At 38.1% G+C, this 17,349-nt stretch carries 17 protein-coding genes and 1 pseudogene; 7 read left to right on the top strand and 11 right to left on the bottom strand.

Features of this window, described 5'->3' with window-relative positions:
* From HMPREF2963_RS06215 to HMPREF2963_RS06205, 3 genes and pseudogenes are all read right to left on the bottom strand, one after another.
* Window positions 1-592 (bottom strand): annotated as a pseudogene (locus tag HMPREF2963_RS06215) (cell division protein FtsK); the annotation flags it as partial.
* Window positions 593-875: 283 nt separating this feature from the next.
* On the bottom strand, window positions 876-1,229 hold the full coding sequence (locus tag HMPREF2963_RS06210) for a hypothetical protein (protein WP_070669222.1): 354 nt from the start codon (window positions 1,227-1,229) through the stop codon (window positions 876-878).
* A 13-nt stretch (window positions 1,230-1,242) separates the two neighbouring features.
* A complete protein-coding gene (locus HMPREF2963_RS06205; protein WP_006267790.1) occupies window positions 1,243-1,497 on the bottom strand; it encodes a hypothetical protein in 255 nt (84 codons plus the stop codon).
* A 170-nt stretch (window positions 1,498-1,667) separates the two neighbouring features.
* On the opposite strand from HMPREF2963_RS06205, the gene HMPREF2963_RS06200 reads away from it, so the two are divergent.
* The gene (locus tag HMPREF2963_RS06200; protein ID WP_020997785.1) at window positions 1,668-2,390 is read left to right on the top strand and encodes a protein kinase family protein; all 723 of its coding nucleotides are present in this window, start codon (window positions 1,668-1,670) and stop codon (window positions 2,388-2,390) included.
* A 51-nt stretch (window positions 2,391-2,441) separates the two neighbouring features.
* Here HMPREF2963_RS06200 and HMPREF2963_RS06195 read toward each other — a convergent pair whose 3' ends face one another.
* Entirely contained in the window at window positions 2,442-2,612 is a 171-nt protein-coding gene (locus HMPREF2963_RS06195) for a helix-turn-helix domain-containing protein (RefSeq protein WP_006267696.1), read from the bottom strand.
* 159 nt (window positions 2,613-2,771) lie between these two features.
* Here HMPREF2963_RS06195 and HMPREF2963_RS06190 point away from each other — a divergent pair, with 159 nt between their 5' ends.
* Together HMPREF2963_RS06190 and HMPREF2963_RS06185 are read left to right on the top strand one after the other, a co-directional pair.
* The gene (locus HMPREF2963_RS06190) at window positions 2,772-3,641 is read left to right on the top strand and encodes a hypothetical protein (protein ID WP_070669221.1); all 870 of its coding nucleotides are present in this window, start codon (window positions 2,772-2,774) and stop codon (window positions 3,639-3,641) included.
* 89 nt (window positions 3,642-3,730) lie between these two features.
* The gene (locus tag HMPREF2963_RS06185; RefSeq protein ID WP_070669220.1) at window positions 3,731-4,279 is read left to right on the top strand and encodes a hypothetical protein; all 549 of its coding nucleotides are present in this window, start codon (window positions 3,731-3,733) and stop codon (window positions 4,277-4,279) included.
* Between the two features lie 157 nt (window positions 4,280-4,436).
* Here HMPREF2963_RS06185 and guaA read toward each other — a convergent pair whose 3' ends face one another.
* Window positions 4,437-5,996: a glutamine-hydrolyzing GMP synthase gene (guaA, locus tag HMPREF2963_RS06180; RefSeq protein ID WP_070669219.1), complete on the bottom strand. Its 1,560-nt coding sequence runs from the start codon at window positions 5,994-5,996 to the stop codon at window positions 4,437-4,439.
* 141 nt (window positions 5,997-6,137) lie between these two features.
* On the opposite strand from guaA, the gene HMPREF2963_RS06175 reads away from it, so the two are divergent.
* The 4 genes from HMPREF2963_RS06175 to xerS all read left to right on the top strand — a co-directional run bounded on the left by HMPREF2963_RS06175 (window position 6,138) and on the right by xerS (window position 10,164).
* Window positions 6,138-6,836 carry a GntR family transcriptional regulator gene (locus HMPREF2963_RS06175; RefSeq protein ID WP_020997788.1) on the top strand — a complete coding sequence of 233 codons (699 nt, stop codon included), beginning with the start codon at window positions 6,138-6,140 and terminating at the stop codon, window positions 6,834-6,836.
* 115 nt (window positions 6,837-6,951) lie between these two features.
* Complete coding sequence (locus HMPREF2963_RS06170; protein WP_003069097.1) at window positions 6,952-7,284, top strand: putative DNA-binding protein; 333 nt, start codon at window positions 6,952-6,954, stop codon at window positions 7,282-7,284.
* Window positions 7,285-7,344: 60 nt separating this feature from the next.
* A complete protein-coding gene (ffh, locus tag HMPREF2963_RS06165; RefSeq protein ID WP_070669218.1) occupies window positions 7,345-8,919 on the top strand; it encodes a signal recognition particle protein in 1,575 nt (524 codons plus the stop codon).
* Between the two features lie 174 nt (window positions 8,920-9,093).
* On the top strand, window positions 9,094-10,164 hold the full coding sequence (gene xerS / locus HMPREF2963_RS06160) for a tyrosine recombinase XerS (RefSeq protein ID WP_070669217.1): 1,071 nt from the start codon (window positions 9,094-9,096) through the stop codon (window positions 10,162-10,164).
* Window positions 10,165-10,225: 61 nt separating this feature from the next.
* On the opposite strand, the gene ucpA is transcribed toward xerS, so the two are convergent.
* The 6 genes from ucpA to HMPREF2963_RS06130 all read right to left on the bottom strand — a co-directional run bounded on the left by ucpA (window position 10,226) and on the right by HMPREF2963_RS06130 (window position 17,294).
* Window positions 10,226-11,023, bottom strand: coding sequence for an SDR family oxidoreductase UcpA (ucpA, locus tag HMPREF2963_RS06155; RefSeq protein ID WP_003069088.1), 798 nt, complete (start codon window positions 11,021-11,023; stop codon window positions 10,226-10,228).
* Between the two features lie 351 nt (window positions 11,024-11,374).
* Window positions 11,375-12,364 (bottom strand): lipoate--protein ligase, encoded by a 990-nt coding sequence (locus HMPREF2963_RS06150; protein WP_070669216.1) that lies wholly within the window; start codon window positions 12,362-12,364, stop codon window positions 11,375-11,377.
* 14 nt (window positions 12,365-12,378) lie between these two features.
* Entirely contained in the window at window positions 12,379-14,082 is a 1,704-nt protein-coding gene (gene lpdA, locus HMPREF2963_RS06145) for a dihydrolipoyl dehydrogenase (protein ID WP_070669215.1), read from the bottom strand.
* Window positions 14,083-14,113: 31 nt separating this feature from the next.
* Window positions 14,114-15,157 (bottom strand): dihydrolipoamide acetyltransferase, encoded by a 1,044-nt coding sequence (locus HMPREF2963_RS06140; RefSeq protein ID WP_006269553.1) that lies wholly within the window; start codon window positions 15,155-15,157, stop codon window positions 14,114-14,116.
* 155 nt (window positions 15,158-15,312) lie between these two features.
* A complete protein-coding gene (locus tag HMPREF2963_RS06135; RefSeq protein WP_006269486.1) occupies window positions 15,313-16,305 on the bottom strand; it encodes an alpha-ketoacid dehydrogenase subunit beta in 993 nt (330 codons plus the stop codon).
* Between the two features lie 20 nt (window positions 16,306-16,325).
* The gene (locus tag HMPREF2963_RS06130) at window positions 16,326-17,294 is read right to left on the bottom strand and encodes a thiamine pyrophosphate-dependent dehydrogenase E1 component subunit alpha (RefSeq protein ID WP_070669214.1); all 969 of its coding nucleotides are present in this window, start codon (window positions 17,292-17,294) and stop codon (window positions 16,326-16,328) included.
* Between the last annotated feature and the right edge of the window lie 55 nt (window positions 17,295-17,349).

Below are 17,349 nucleotides of genomic sequence, written 5' to 3'. Positions count from 1 at the left end.
CGGAGCACCAATATTCAGCACGTTCTACAATCTTAGTAGGGTCAGATTGTCCGTTAAACTCTTTTACATACCGGTCATATTTGGCAGAATTGTATTCTACCATCCAATCCTGTAGCAACATTAAGTTAGCCATGTACCGACCAGCTAAAACTGATTTTCCTGCTCTAGTACGAGCAATTATACTCATCATAGGGGTTATATCAGAATACCAAATGAGGTCTTTAGACAGGCGAATGGCATGTTTATTATCACTGATAAACTCTTTTAAGGATTCTGTATTGTCTTTTACATGCAACCTTTGGGAAGTCAGCGTATCCTCGAAATAGAAAAGGATATAGCTATCACCAGATGTTAGTTCTGAGTTTACAATGGCAAAACGTTGATGCTTTCCAGCAAGTATCCCTGATACCCTTTGTTCAAACTTTTCACGGTCGGCACGCTCCCAGTTGGCAATGTTTTCAATGGCAATATAGCCTTCTGATAAATTATCATCAATCCAAACATGGATTTCAGGCATTTCGTTGCCATAGCGAGTATTGTTTGATAGCTTGAGAACATCAATGATTTTCTTAGAATTAAATAGTCGCTTCAATCTTTTGGATAATCTATCGGCGTCGCTAGACATGCTTGGTATTGAAATAGTTGATACCTCTTCACGTCGAGACCAAAAGTATAGTAGCAGTAGTAAGTTGATTAAATCTATTATAATCATGTATAATAGATGTGTAAAAAAGTATTTTGTTAATATAGTTACCGTTTGGCTTATGAAGATAATCAAAGCAGTTAGAATAGTAGTAACCACTAGGGCTATCAGAGAAAGTTGATAGCCCTGAGGTTTACAATTCGGAGTTGGTTTGACCCTTCTATATTTGCGCTTAACCATTGTTGTTACGAGTTACTACCGATACCGATTCAGCAGCAAACCAAACTGTTTTATCCATGAATCCGCCACGAACATTTTTGAAAACTAATGGTGTACCAAACTTAGCATCAACTTTAGTAGGCGCTGTAACTGTATATTCCAAATCATTGTTAGTATCAATAATTGAATAGCGGTACTTTCCATTGTGTTCTTCAGGTGCTGTAATTGCTAGCACCTGCAATGTAGGAATGTATTCAACTGTGTATTCCGCACCAGTCTTTTCACTGGTCTTAAGAGTCTTTTCAGTTTTTTGTAAAGTAACTTCTTGTAAATTTTTTGAAAATGATTGATATGTAATTTTTGCCATAGTATGTTCTCCTCTATTTAAGTAAGTAATCAATAAAATCAATAAGCACTTGATACAGTAGAGCCATATTCGACCCTGGAGTTTGCTTATGAAAAGGGATATTTGAAATCAATACTTGTTGCCTTAAATATATATCAGGTGGTTTTTCAAGTAATTCATTCATAAGTCTTTTGGTTCTGGTTTCATATCGCTTGTCAGTAAAATTTGCATTTTTCTTCAGCAAATACTGTTTCAACCAATCACTTATAAAATTTTCATTCTCAGTCATCTCGCTAAGCTCCTTTCTTTTTTATGAATACATTATATCGAATCAAAACGAACATAAAAAGAAAAATTAAATCCTTAATAAAACCTTGAAATTATTTGAATAATAGTATAAAATAAAGCAAAAATTAAACGAACAATTTTATTTAAAACGAACACTTGGGAGAAAATAATATGAAAAAATTAACTAACCCTATGCTTATAGCTTTATACAAGTCATATCAAATTAACTACGAAAGTTTAGCAACTGATATGAAAAATCGAATTAGAACGCAAGCGAATCGTATTTATAAAAAAGAATTTGGTAATAGAAATTGGGATGCATTAACTTTAAATGAGCAAAATTATTTTATTCTACATTGCATGAAAGATTATATGATCGGAGAACTTAAAGATGTTCTTTATCGTTCAAGGCCATCAAAAGTTAAAGAGGTAATAGAAAAGATTGAGTCGAAAATTAAGGAGCAGTATGTTTCGGAAAGTGAAGTTATCAAGCAATATAACGCAGATTTGGAAAAATTGTATACCAAAGATGAGAATGGTTATAGCAGATTCGGAGATTTACAAGATGAAATATTAGAAATCTATAAATCAGGCGACGATAGCAATAATTTTGCAACTGACATACGATTAAGCACTATTGATACAAAAATTGATGTCATTTTAAAGATTATTCAAGAAAAGTTGAGTGTTCATATAGATATCAAAGCGATTGAAGACTGTTGTAAATATTTGATAAAAAATGATTTAAATAATGATGACATTATCCAGTTAGAGATTGATGAACAATCATCCGTACCTGTAGAGGTTCAACAAAAGATTATTGAATCTAATCAAAAGTATTTTGCTTATAGGATACAAAAAGAAAATCTAGAATTTTATAAGGACAAAGAGTGAAATTTGACAAATTTAAAACGATTCTTACTTTTATTAGTAGGAATCGTTGTTTTATGTATCTGGGATAAATTCTATAATGTCGTTGGGTTTACAATCTAAAATATTACAGAGTTTTTCAAGTGTTAAAAGCGTAATATTCTTATTCTTTTTAAGGCTATCAAGTGTTTTATTATCTATACCTGATTTTAGAAGTCGATACTGTGAAATATCTTTGTCTTTCATTGTTTGCCATAATGGTTCAAAACTTATAATAGTAATCAACTCCTTTCATTACTATTATAAATAGAATGTGTATTATTTCATATTGTGTATATGTCCACAATATGTTAAAATAAGATTTGGAAAGAATTATTTCCAATAATAACTTTTAGGAGTATAACAATGAAAAAAAGAAGTTTATTCATTCTCGCTTGTGGAGTATTATTTGCAAGTGCAGCTCTGACTGCTTGTTCAGCCAATCAGTCTACCAATTCACAGACACAAAACGCAAAAGCGAATGTACAGAGTGCAGAAAAAGTCAAACCAATTGGGTTTATGAAATTAGCTAATGAAGATACTGAGCGTATTTGGTTTGATACGTATAAAATATCTAAAGATGCGAATATAACTGGTTTATATGTTATAAAAAATGGTAAAGCAACATACTATCATTTAATTACTTATACATCAAAAAGTAATGTTGAAAATGGTCCAGGTTGGTCTGATGAACTATTAACGTTATCAGATATCAAAAATTTATCAAATAAAGAAATCACTGAAAAGGCTAAAAAAATTGATAGAGAAGCATACGATTCTTATTTTCAATCATTTTCAGATATAGTGGATACAGCACTTATAAAATGGCCAAGTGATAGTGAAAATCATCTTTATGTTCCAGCCCTTGAAAATATTAAAAGTAGTTTGTCAAGTTTACAGGGAGATTCGGGCTATAAAGCTTATCGCAAACGTGTTACTGAACAAAAACTTTCAGCAAAAGTTGCGACTGATGATACTGGAAATACAATTGTCAATGAAGAGATTGAATTACCTACTTTTGTAAAATATACAGCGGACTTCTTGGATTCAAAATCATTAAAAGTAGATAGAGAAAGTCGTACTTTAAAAATTGATACCTCATCGTTTAACATTGGTGATATCTATGATTCAAAGTATGCTGCTTTTGGAAAGAGTCCATTAATCACACGAGATATGCCCGAAAAGTCATATCCATATTTAGATATATTAGGTACGAAAAATTTAGTAGAAGAATAGATAATAAGAGAAGGAAAAAATATGGAGTTTATAAAAAGTACAGTTGATACTGATTAAAGATTAAGTGATGTTAAGAAAGGAAACATACTATGAAATATCAAAAAATTGTAACTGGAGCAAGTTTGTTAGGATTAATTACTTTTTTGTTACCTGTTGTTTCAGGAGGAGGATACTCGCTAACACCGATGAGTTCAGCAGTAGCAAATTACTTAGGTGCCCCATCAACACTGCTATTATTTGTTCTTTGGTATGGAGCATTTGTTGCAACTTTCCTCCTATCCTTAGTGACGAGTAAGTCCATTGTGTTTAGCAAAATTCAATTTGGCCTTATCCTCCTACTAAATATCTATGCGATTTTCATTCAGCTATCTATCACTGGTGAGCTGTTAGGACATTCAGGAAGCCTTGGTTTTGGAGGGATTCTGTATTATCTTTGTGCTGCTGCAAGTTTCTTTGCTGGAGTGATGCTATTCAAAGAGGAAGGATTTCGTATCAATCAGGAAGATTTAAAAAAAGTAGCGAAAAAAAGTATAGCTTTTGGAAAAACAACAGCTAAAGTAGCTACTAAGGTTACACAGACAGCAGTATCAGAAGTAAAAAAAGAAATTGATAATCACAAGTTGAATTCTAAAAAATAGCCAATTTACAAAAAAGAAGTCCTAATTTTTATTTAGGACCTCTTTTTTTGGAGACACTTTGGAGACAATCCAAATGTATTTATCTCATTTTAACACTTTTTATAATAGGTAAAATGCTGTTAAATCAAGGATTCTTAGCCAAAGTTACTCTTATATATTATTCCCACTCAACCGTTGCTGGTGGCTTGCTGGTAATATCGTAGACAATACGATTAACATGATCTACTTCATTGACGATACGAACGGAGATTTTTTGCAATACTTCCCAAGGAATTTTAGCAAAATCTGCAGTCATTCCGTCAATAGAAGTAATAGCACGAATTGCAATAGTGTAGTCATAAGTTCGACCATCTCCCATGACACCTACCGAACGAACACCAGTATTCACAGTGAAGTATTGCCAAATATCACGATCGAGTCCAGCTTTCACGATTTCTTCGCGAAGAATGGCATCAGATTCACGAACAGTTGTGAGTTTTTCTTCGGTAATCTCGCCCATAATACGAATGGCAAGTCCTGGACCTGGGAATGGCTGACGCCAAACAATTTCATCTGGCATACCAAGTTCTGTACCAAGCGCACGAACTTCGTCTTTATAAAGTGTATTGAGAGGCTCAATCAGCTCAAACTGCATGTCTTCTGGCAGACCACCAACATTATGGTGAGACTTGATAGTTTGAGCAGTATCTGTACCAGATTCGATAACGTCAGTATAAAGCGTTCCTTGTGCGAGGAATTTTACATCTTTTAACTTGCTAGCTTCATCGTCAAAAACATAAACAAACTCATTACCAATGATTTTACGCTTTTGTTCTGGATCAGATACACCAGCTAATTTATCAAGGAAACGCTTGGCAGCATCTGCTTTAATAATATTAAGACCAAATTTCCCGCCAAGAGAATCCATAACTTGCTCCGCCTCTCCCTTACGGAGCAAGCCATGATCTACAAAAATACAGATAAGCTGGTCTCCAATAGCTTTTTGAAGGAGAACACCAACAACTGATGAATCGACACCACCCGATAGACCAAGAAGAACGCGTTTATCTCCAACAGTTTCTCGAATTTGCTTAATTTGCATATCAATAAAATTATCCATTGACCAATCACCTTTAGCGCCACAAATATCAAGAGCAAAGTTGCGAAGAATATCGTAGCCAAACTCAGAATGACGAACTTCAGGGTGGAATTGGATGCCATAGATTTTCTTGGATGTATTTTCAATAGCTGCAAATGGACAATCGGCAGAAGTTCCGGTTCGTACAAACCCTTGAGGAATTTCTGTAACAGCGTCTCCATGACTCATAAGAACAATTTGTTGTTCAGGAGTGCTTGCAAACAGTTGTGAATCCATATGAATGAGTTCTGACTGACCGTACTCACGATTTCCAGCGTTTCCTGCGGGTACAACTTTTCCACCTAATTTGTAAGTTAAAAGCTGCATTCCATAACAAATTCCTAAAATCGGAATGCCCAATTCCAAAATTTCAGGGTCAAGATCAAATGAACCTTCTTCATAAACAGAATTTGGCCCACCAGACAGGATAATTCCGACTGGATTTATTTCACGAACTTCAGCAGCTGTAATTTTATTACTTTTTAGTTCAGAAAAAACACCAATCTCGCGTATACGGCGTGAGATGAGCTGATTATATTGACTGCCATAGTCCAATACAATGATTCTTTCAACATCGTGCAATTCAGTTGTAATTGTCATTTCTTCCCTTTCTCAAATGAAATTTCTTTGTTTATTCTAACACAAAATAGAGACTTTTTCCAATCTCATTGAGTGAGAATTGACTTTTATTTCAATTGATAATACAATAAAAAGAGGAAATCCGTCTTGAAAGAGGTTACTATGCTTCCAGCTTATATGAAAATTCACGATCAAATAAAAAAAGAAATCGACGAAGAAATTTGGAAAATCGGACAACGCTTGCCAAGTGAGCGTGATTTAGCCGAACAATTTGAGGTTAGCCGCATGACACTTCGTCAAGCCATCACTCTTTTAGTAGAAGAAGGAGTACTGGAACGTCGTATGGGAAGTGGTACATTTGTAGCTAGTACACGGGTTCAGGAAAAGATGCGTGGCACAACTAGCTTTACTGAAATTATCAAAGCCCAAGGAAAGACGCCTTCGAGTCAGCTTATTTCTTATCGTCGAACATTACCAAGTAAAGAAGAAGTCGAAAAATTAGAAATCGAAAAGACTGAAAACGTCATTCGTATGGAACGAGTACGATATGCTAATCACATTCCTGTAGTTTATGAAGTCGCTTCAATTCCGGAAAAATTTATTAAAAATTTTAACAAAGAAGAAATTACTAGTCATTTTTTCCAAACATTACAAAAACACGGCTATAAAATTGGAAAATCCCAACAAACCATTTATGCACGTCTTGCCAAAGAAAGGATTGCGCATTACCTGGAAATTCCTAAAGGTCATGCGATTCTTGGTTTGACACAGATTTCTTATTTTGACAATGGAACGGCTTTTGAATATGTCAAAAGTCAATATGTCGGCGAACGATTTGAATTTTATTTAGAAAACAATTAATTTATATTACCTAATTTAAGATATATAAACACTGTCGCTGATGTGGGAGTGTTTTTAGTTAGGTAAATCTCTTCACTAGTAGAGTTTTACTGTATTTTTTGGTATAATAAATTTTATGGAAATTGAAAAAACCAATCGAATGAATGCTCTATTTGAATTTTATGCAGCACTTCTAACAGATAAACAAATGAATTATATTGAACTTTATTATGCAGATGATTATAGTCTCGCTGAGATTGCTGAAGAGTTTCAAGTTAGCCGTCAAGCTGTTTATGATAACATCAAACGGACTGAGAAGATTTTAGAAGACTATGAAATGAAACTTCACATGTATTCAGATTATATCGTTAGAAGCCAAATTTTCGATCAAATAATAGAGAAATATGCTGACGATACCTATTTACAAAAGCAAATTGCAACCTTATCTAGTATTGACAATCGAGAATAGTGAATTGTTAGTAAAAAAATACGCACAAATCAATATCATTAACTAGGAGAAATACATTTTATGGCATTTGAAAGTTTAACCGAACGTTTACAAAACGTCTTTAAAAATCTACGAAGAAAAGGAAAAATTTCAGAGAGTGATGTCCAAGAAGCGACCAAAGAAATTCGTATGGCACTCTTGGAAGCCGATGTAGCTTTACCAGTTGTCAAAGACTTTATCAAAAAAGTTCGCGAGCGCGCTGTCGGACACGAAGTTATTGATACGTTAAATCCTGCTCAACAAATTATCAAGATTGTTGACGAAGAATTGACCACTGTATTGGGTTCTGATACAGCAGAAATTATCAAATCTCCTAAAATTCCGACCATTATCATGATGGTCGGTCTCCAAGGGGCTGGTAAGACTACATTTGCAGGAAAATTAGCCAATAAACTTAAGAAAGAAGAAGCTGCTCGACCTTTGATGATTGCTGCTGATATTTATCGCCCGGCAGCTATTGACCAGCTCAAAACTCTTGGTCAGCAAATTGATGTACCAGTATTTTCGTTAGGAACAGAAGTACCAGCAGTCGAGATTGTCCGTCAAGGTCTGGAGCAAGCCAAGGCTAATCACAATGACTATGTGCTGATTGATACAGCTGGTCGTCTGCAAATCGATGAGAAACTCATGAATGAGCTGCGTGATGTCAAAGCACTTGCTCAACCAAATGAAATTCTCTTGGTTGTCGATGCCATGATTGGGCAAGAAGCTGCCAGTGTAGCTCGTGAATTTAATGCTCAGTTAGAAGTAACTGGGGTTATTCTGACTAAGATTGATGGCGATACACGTGGTGGTGCTGCTTTATCCGTCCGCCAAATTACTGGTAAACCGATTAAGTTTACTGGTACTGGGGAAAAAATTACAGACATTGAAATTTTCCACCCAGATCGAATGTCTAGTCGGATTTTAGGCATGGGAGACATGCTGACCCTAATTGAAAAAGCCTCTCAGGAGTACGATGAGCAAAAATCACTTGAGATGGCTGAAAAAATGCGAGAAAATACCTTTGATTTTAATGATTTCATTGACCAACTAGATCAGGTTCAAAATATGGGCCCAATGGAAGATCTACTAAAGATGATTCCTGGTATGGCCAATAATCCTGCCATGAAGAATTTTAAGGTAGATGAAAATGAAATTGCTCGCAAACGTGCCATTGTATCATCTATGACACCAGCTGAGCGAGAAAACCCCAATCTTCTCAACCCAAGTCGCCGCCGTCGGATTGCTGCAGGTTCTGGTAATAGCTTTGTCGAAGTTAATAAGTTTATCAAGGACTTTAATCAGGCCAAATCTGTCATGCAGGGTGTCATGTCTGGTGATATGAATAAGATGATGAAGCAAATGGGACTAACCCCCAACAATATGCCTAAGAACATGCCTGGCGGAGGAGGAATACCAGATATGACAGCTCTAGAAGGTATGATGGGGCAAGGTGGTATGCCTGATATGTCAAGTTTAGGAGGCACTGGCATGCCGGATATGAGCCAAATGTTTGGTGGTGGACTTAAGGGAAAAATTGGTGAATTTGCAACTAAACAAGCTATGAAACGCATGGCAAATAAAATGAAAAAAGCAAAGAAAAAGCGGAAATAATCAAATATAAAAAATAAGCCGTTCAATAAATCGCGCACCGGCTTATTTTTTATATATTAATGATTGTTTTATATGCAATCTCCCCAACATCTTTCCGAAAAACTATAATTTTCTTGAAAAAAATATAGAGCTATGCTATACTTCTTATATAGAATAAAATAATGGAGATCCTTTATGAAACGTGAAATACTTTTAGCAAGAATTGAAAAACTAAAGACAATCATGCCTTGGTACGTTTTGGAATACTATCAGTCTAAATTGACTGTTCCTTATAGTTTTACGACCTTATATGAATACCTCAAGGAATACAATCGATTTTTCCATTGGGTGTTGGATTCTGGGATTGCTGATGCATCGCAGATTGCGGAAATTCCTTTATCGGTGTTGGAAAATATGACTAAAAAAGATATGGAATCATTTATCCTTTACCTACGGGAACGACCGTTGCTTAATGCTAATACCACGCAAAATGGAGTATCTCAAACAACTATTAACCGCACTCTTTCAGCTCTCTCTAGCCTTTATAAATATTTAACTGAAGAGGTGGAAAATGAGAATGGAGAGCCTTATTTTTATCGTAATGTTATGAAAAAAGTGTCCACTAAGAAAAAGAAAGAAACTTTAGCTGCACGAGCTGAAAATATTAAACAAAAGCTCTTTTTAGGCACGGAAACTGAACAATTTTTGAATTATATTGATGAAGAATATCCTAAAAGTTTATCTAACCGCGCCCTCTCCTCTTTCGACAAAAATAAAGAGCGAGATTTGGCAATTATAGCATTGCTTCTTGCATCTGGTATTCGCCTATCCGAGGCGGTCAATCTTGATTTGAAGGACCTTAACCTAAAAATGATGGTCATTGAAGTGACTCGTAAGGGCGGAAAAAGAGATTCTGTCAATGTTGCAGCTTTTGCCAAACCCTACTTGGAAGCCTATCTTGAGATTCGGGCCAAACGCTATAAAGCTGAAAAATCCGATACTGCCTTCTTTTTGACAGAATATAGAGGTGTTCCTAACCGGATTGATGCTTCTAGTGTAGAAAAGATGGTTGCTAAGTATTCTGAAGATTTCAAAGTTCGAGTGACACCTCATAAACTCCGCCATACGCTGGCTACTCGACTTTATGATGCTACTAAATCTCAAGTTTTGGTCAGTCATCAGCTAGGACATGCCAGTACTCAAGTTACAGACCTCTACACCCATATTGTTAATGACGAACAAAAAAATGCATTGGATAATTTATAAAATAAAAAGTTTGCATAATTTAAGGTATGCAAACTTTTTATTTGAATTGAGCTAAATGCTGCTAGTTTGTGCCCATGCTCATAGTTTCTGGTAGGGTACTACCGCCGTCAATGACAATTTGAGATCCTGTAAGATAGGAGGATTCGTCACTACCTAAAAAGGCAAAGAGTTCCCCTACTTCTTGCGGTTTAGCTAATCTTTTCATTGGGACAGCGGCCGCAATATCTTGAATAGGAACTTCTGGATGTTCTGGGTTGGATTCCAGAGCCATTTTTTCGACCATCGGTGTCCGAGCATAGCCTAGCTGGCTGCAGTTAACTCGGATATTGCGATCGGCATATTCTACTGCCAAGGCCTTGGTTAAGCCGACCAGAGCTGCCTTGGTCATCGCATAAGCTGCTTCTCCAGCATCAGCAACCAAATCGCCTGTCACAGATGATGCGATGACGATAGCGCCTGCTCTCTGTTTCAACATGGGCTTGATGGTTGCCTGACAAGTGTTCCAAACGCCCTTGATATTGACATTAATATGTTGATCCCGTATCTGGTCTGTCATTTCTTCAAAGGGCGCCAGCTTGCAGATACCAGCATTACAGCAGGCAATATCAAGATGCCCAAAGGCTTGGATAGTCTGAGAGACAGCCGCTTCCAAATCTTCTAGACGACTGACATCACCGATATAGCTGATAATATCTATTTGGTAGCTGTCACGAAGTTCTTGAGCAGTTGCTTCTACTTGAGGGTCTCGATCGAAAAGGCAGAGCTTGGCGCCATATTTGGCATAGACTGAGGCAATGCCCTGACCCAGACCGACAGCAGCTCCAGTAATCAAAGCAACTTTTCCATCTAATTTAGCCATAGTAACCATCCTTTCTAAAACGAAGAAGTTTGACAGATTTTTGTGACATTTTATGATATATTTCTAACTTTAGTCTAGTACTTTTCTAGTTGCTTGTCAATATAATAATGAAGGAAAACCTCGCATTTGCTATGATGTTTCGTCCTCTTTATAAAAATTCTATCCAATAATTTCTGTAGGGTTCGATAATAAGGAACTTGCTCCAAAGCGGATATTCTCCAAGCGATTATTGGCTGTGGTGTATCCCAGAAGCATCTGAACATCCTGATAACCAGCTTCTTCAAACAATAGAAAAAACATCCTTAGTTAAATAAACGTAAGGATGTTTTTCTATTGTTATAGTCTTGTGATTTAGCCGACCACTGCTTCTGTAATTTCTTCTTGGCTAATTCCAGCGAAATAGCGAGAAATATCCAGGTTTTCAAGAGCATTTAAAACATCTTCTCTTTCATATTTAACACCCTTGAGGACTTCTTCTACTGCTGCTACATCTTCGATTCCAAAGAAATCTCCGTAAAATTTGATGTTTTCGATTTTTGACTGAACAACATTGGCAAAGATTTCGACTTTACCACTAGTAAACTTGGTACCACGACGAACATTGTATGCTGGCGATTTGCCATAGTTCCAATCCCAAGTAGCAAATTTAGTTTCCTTGATATGGTTGATTTCAGCTAGTTCATCATTAGAAAAGGCATATTCTGTCATTTCTGGATGTTCTTTCTTCATATAGTCTAGCAGGAGGTCGCGAAATTGCTCGACAGTAATTTTTTCAGGCAATTCATCAACGATATTGGTTACACGAGCTCGAACAGATTTGACTCCTTTGGACTCAAACTTATCTTTGGAAACTTTTAAGGCATTCGCTAAGACGGATAATTCTACGTCAAAAAGCAGGCAGCCGTGGTGCATGATTCGACCATTGATGTAGGCTTGTGCATTGCCACAGAATTTTTTCCCGTCAATTTCCAGATCGTTGCGTCCTGTAAATTCTGCTTTTACACCTAATTCTTCCAAAGTCTTGATGACTGGGATAGAGAAACTCTTAAAATCAAAGGCTTTGTTTTCAGATTCTTTGGAAATGATGGTATAGTTGAGATTGTTATAGTCATGATAAACAGCTCCACCTCCACTGATACGACGAACAACCTCAATGCCATGCTCTCGGACATAGTCACGATTGATTTCTTCAATAGTATTCTGATGACGTCCGACAATGATAGAGGGTTTATTGATCCAAAGCAAGAAAATCATATCTTCATCAAGGAGATGCTTGAAAGCATATTCCTCAAGTGCGATATTAAAAGCTGTATCATTACTGTTGTTAATAATGTATTTCATCTCAATAGTGCCTTTTATTTTTTCTTTGGAGCATGAATAGCCATGCCGAGTACGTCTGCAAATGCTTCGTACATAACTTCTGAGAATGTCGGATGACCGTGAATGGTCTTGAGCATCTCTTCCACCGTGATTTCCATTTCGATGATAGTAGAGGCTTCATTGATTAACTCGGCTGCAGCGGGACCGATGATGTGAACACCGAGAACTTCTCCGTATTTCTTATCAGCAATTACTTTGACAAATCCTTGAGCAGCATCAGATGCAATTGCTCGTCCGTTTGCTGCGAAGTTGAATTTGCCGATAGCTATATCATATTTTTCTCGAGCTTGTTCTTCTGTCAGACCGACTACCGCAACTTCTGGCAAAGTGTAGATGGCTGCTGGAGTTAGATTTAATTTAGCAACTACGTGATTGCCTTTGAGAGCATTCTCTGCAGCTACTTCTCCCATACGAAAGGCTGCATGCGCCAACATCTTGGTACCGTTAATATCTCCAGGCGCGTAAATTCCTGAAACAGAAGTTTCCATATATTCATTGACCTTGATACGACCTCGGTCTAGTTCAAAGTCAACCTCGCCAATTCCCTCCAAATCAGGCACTCGTCCGATAGAAAGCAAAGCTTTATCAGCTATGATATCTTCCTTTCCTGCAACTTTGATGCGGAGCTTGCCATTTTCTTCGACAATTTCTTCCAACTTGGTCTCTGTCAAAATGGTCATGCCCTTGCGGTCAAGAATGAGTCGAAGGTTTTTAGAGACTTCTGCATCCATAGCTGGAACAATCCGATTCATCATTTCAACAACCGTCACCTTGCTACCAAAGGTCATGAAAGCCTGTCCTAGCTCAATACCAACAACGCCACCACCGATGATTACTAAACTTTCTGGAACTTCCTTCATATCCAGAATATCATCGCTAGTCATAACAAGTGATGATTCCATGCCTGGAACGTTAATCTTGCTGACTTTTGATCCACCAGCTAAGATAATCTTCTTGGTCTCAAGAAGTTCAGCACCATTCACCAAGACATTCTTATCTTTGGTAATGGTACCAATTCCTTTGTAAACATCAACGCCGTAGCTGCGAAGCAGACCTGCAACGCCTCCGACAAGTGTATTGACAACCTTGTTTTTGGTTTCCAAAACTTTATCCATATTGACAGTAAAGTTTGGATTTTCAATGATAATACCACGGTTTGCTGCATGGGCTAGACTTTCAATAATTTCCGCATTGTGAAGATAGGTCTTAGTCGGGATACAGCCACGGTTGAGGCAGGTTCCACCTAGTTCAGATTTTTCAACAAGGGCAATCTTGCCTCCTAATTGAGCTGCTTTAATTGCTGCCACATAGCCAGCTGGTCCGCCACCAATAACCACAATATCATAAGCATCATCACTCTTATTATCATCGTTAGAAGTTGTGGTTGCAGTTGGTGTTGAACTAGCATCTGAAGCAGCCACAGTAGTCGGAATATTTTCTCCTTCTTCGCCCAGATAACCGATAACTTCCGTTACAGGAACAGTCTCACCGTCTCCTTTCAAGATAGCAATCAAGTAGCCATCTTCCTCTGCTTCTAACTCCATGCTGACTTTATCTGTCATGATTTCCAGAAGGATTTCTCCTTCTTTTACAAATTCGCCAACTTTTTTATTCCATTGAACAATCTGTCCTTCTGTCATATCAACGCCGGCTTTTGGCATAATTACTTCTAAGGCCATGTTTTTATTTTCCTCTCATTTAAACTTTCTCTTATACCAACATTGAAATTGGGTCTTCAATCAGTTCTTTTAGGTCTTTCATGAATTTAGCACCTGCCATACCGTCCACGACTCGGTGGTCAATGGTTAATCCAAGACTCATAATTGGTCGAATCACAATTTCTCCGTTTACTACGACTGGTTTTTCAATGGTTGAGCTAACTCCCAAAATCGCAGAGTTAGGCTGATTGATAATCGGGCCAAAGGATTGGACACCAAACATGCCCAGATTGCTGATGGTGAAGGTAGAATTTTGCAGCTCGCTCGGTGCCAGCTTGCCATCCAGGGTCCGGCCGATGATATCCTTGAAGGCCACAACTAGCTCAGACAGACTCATCTTCTCAGCGTTGTAGACTACAGGTGTCATGAGACCATTATCCATACCGACAGCCATGGCCAGATTGACATAGTTGTGGGTGATGATGGTCTTGCCGTCCTCGGTCAGGGAGGAATTGAGATAAGGGTGCTTCATCAGGGTCTTAACCACAGCCAACGACAGCAAATCTGTGACCGTCACCTTCTTGCCGGTCGCTTCCATGATTGGATCTATAACCTTCTTGCGTAGGGCCAGCATTTCCGTCATATCCACATCATAGTTGAGGGTAAAGGTCGGCGCCGTCAGATAGGAATCCACCATCCGTTGGGCGATAACCTTGCGCATCGGTGTCATTGGAATACGCTCAATCTCACCGTAAGGCGTGATATTATCTGGTACTTCTTCAACCTTTTCAATAACAGCCGGCGACTTGATGCTGTCACTTTCGACATTTTCAGGCAGGAAGGCCAGGACATCCTTCTTCATAATCTTGCCGCGGTGCCCAGTTCCCTGAATCTCATTCCAGGCGATATTGTGCTCCTCGGCAATGCGCTTGGCCAGCGGTGAAATCCGAACCGCATGGGTATCTTGATAGGTTTCCACGTCTTCCTTGTGGACGCGACCGTTTGAGCCTGAACCGGAAACATCGTAAAGATTGATTCCCAGATCGTCTGCCAGCTTTCTAGCTGCAGGGGTCGCTCTTAATTTTTTGTCATCCATGATCTCTCTCATTCTTAAATAATTCATTGGTCGAGGCAACATTTGCCCTTATTTTTGTTTTTATTCTAGTAATATTAGCAAAAATCGGATTTTTATTCTCAGTTATTTATACATAATTTAAATTACGTAAATGTTAATCATTGTTTATCTACACCTTACTCTTTATGATAAGTCTTACGGATAGTGTCTTTGATGGATTCTACTGTCGGAATCATGGCATTTTCAAGATTTTGAGCATAAGGCATCGGCACGTCTTCTCCAGCACAGCGACGAATCGGTGCATCCAGATAGTCAAAGGCTTCAGACTCAGATATAATAGCCGAAATTTCTCCGATATAGCCGCTGGTCTTATGGGCATCGTTGACCAGAACGACTTTTCCTGTTTTTTTAACTGAGTTAATAATAATATCTTTATCAAGTGGTACCAAGGTACGAGGATCGACTACTTCTACTGAAATGCCTTCTTCTGTCAATTCTTCAGCTGCTTGCATAACTCTGCGGAGCATTTTTCCATAAGTCACAACTGTTACGTCCATTCCTTCTTTTTTGATGTCACCAACACCGAGAGGGATTGTATAATCAGGGTCAAGTGGAACTTCGCCTTTTTGGTTGAATTCTGATTTATACTCAAGGATAATAACAGGATTGTTGTCGCGAATTGAAGATTTCAACAATCCCTTCATATCTGCGGGAGTTCCAGGCGCTACGACTTTGAGACCGGGAATATGGGTAAACCAAGATTCTAAAGATTGCGAGTGTTGAGCAGCTGATCCGACACCATTTCCAGCTGCGCAACGAATTGTTAGCGGAACTTGTCCTTTACCACCAAACATATAACGTGTTTTAGCAGCCTGGTTGACAATCGCATCCATGGCAATGACAGAAAAGTCCATGAAAGTCATATCTACAATAGGACGAAGGCCTGTCATGGCAGCTCCTGCTGCAGCTCCTGAAATAGCTGCTTCAGAAATTGGACAATCACGTACTCGTTCTGGACCGAATTCTTCTAACATTCCGACGGATGTTCCGAAATCTCCTCCGAAAATGCCGACATCTTCTCCCATTAACAACACATTTTCATCAAGACGCATTTCCTCAGACATGGCAAGGATAATGGTGTCACGGAAAGACATTGTTTTTGTTTCCATTATTGTTCAATCTCCTCTCTTTAATCTGCATAAATATCTTCAAAAGCTGATTCAAGCGGTGGGAATGGACTTTCTTCCGCGAATTTTACAGATGCTTCTACTGCTTCTTTAACCTCTGCTTGAATAGCCTCTAACTCTTCATCGCTTGCAATCTGATTTGCGAGTAAATATTTACGAAGATTTTCGATTGGATCTTTTTTCTTCCATTCTTCTACTTCTTCACGAGTACGGTATTTACCTGGGTCAGAAGATGAATGTCCCAACCAACGATAGGTCACACTCTCGATTAAGACAGGTCCTTTACCACTGCGAACATGCTCTACAGCTTTTTGGAAACCTTCATAGACATCCAAAACATTATTGCCATCTTCGATGAACATACCTGGAACGCCATAAGCTGCGCTGCGCTCGTGAATATGCTCTATATTGGTCATTTTCTTAATATCCGCAGAAATACCATAGCCATTATTGATACAATAGAAAATCACTGGCAAATTCCAAATAGAGGCCATATTAACCGCTTCATGAAAAACACCTTCGTTCGTTGCTCCGTCACCAAAGAAACAGACAACGATCTTTCCTGTATGATGCATTTGCTGAGTAAGGGCTGCACCGACTGCGATTCCTATACCTCCGCCAACAATACCATTTGCTCCTAAATTTCCAGCATCCAAATCAGCAATATGCATGGAGCCACCTTTTCCTTTGCAGGTTCCGTTGTATTTACCCATGATTTCTGCCATCATGCCATTCAGATCAATCCCTTTAGCAATCGCCTGACCATGCCCACGATGGTTAGATGTAATCAAATCATCAGGATTGAGGGCCAACATAGCTCCAACGCTTGCTGCTTCTTCTCCAACTGAAAAGTGAGTCATACCTGGAACTTTCCCCTTTTTCACGAGTTGAGCAATTTTTAGGTCCATCCGACGAATTTCTTCCATCTTCCGAAACATCTCTAACAAGAGATTTTTATCTAACATTGCCATATTTTTTACCTTTCTAAACTTGGTTTCTACAATCACATTCTAACCAATCCTAAAA

Source organism: Streptococcus sp. HMSC067A03, from assembly GCF_001814295.1.
Classification (GTDB): domain Bacteria; phylum Bacillota; class Bacilli; order Lactobacillales; family Streptococcaceae; genus Streptococcus; species Streptococcus constellatus.
Note: the sequence above shows the minus strand (reverse complement) of the source record. Positions and strands in the feature narration are given on the sequence as shown.